2 tRNA genes are annotated in these 382 nt (G+C 40.3%); both read left to right on the top strand.

Going from position 1 to position 382, the window contains the following annotated elements:
- Nucleotides 1–110 precede the first annotated feature (110 nt).
- Nucleotides 111–185 (top strand) — tRNA-Ile (locus LfDm3_RS00630).
- A gap of 31 nt (nucleotides 186–216) precedes the next feature.
- Nucleotides 217–289: transfer RNA gene (locus LfDm3_RS00635), tRNA-Ala, on the top strand.
- Nucleotides 290–382 lie beyond the last annotated feature (93 nt).

Below are 382 nucleotides of genomic sequence, written 5' to 3' on the forward strand. Positions count from 1 at the left end.
CTGCGGCTGGATCACCTCCTTTCTAAGGAAAAATTCGGAAACCTTACACAATTAAAGTCTTGTTTAGTTTTGAGAGATCGACTCTCATCAAAATAAATGTTCGCGCTTTTGGGTCTATAGCTCAGCTGGTTTAGAGCGCACGCCTGATAAGCGTGAGGTCGGTGGTTCGAGTCCACTTAGACCCATCGTTACTGGTAAGTGACAATCGAATATTTTGGGGAATTAGCTCAGCTGGGAGAGCACCTGCTTTGCAAGCAGGAGGTCAACGGTTCGATCCCGTTATTCTCCATTGACACGTCAGTGTCAACTTTGTTCTTTGAAAACTAGATAATATTATTTTCTGTATTAATTATATTTTAATTATAATTTTAACCGAGAAATA

The sequence above is a fragment of the Fructilactobacillus fructivorans genome (genome assembly GCF_000814735.1).
In the GTDB taxonomy this organism is placed as follows: Bacteria; Bacillota; Bacilli; order Lactobacillales; family Lactobacillaceae; genus Fructilactobacillus; species Fructilactobacillus fructivorans.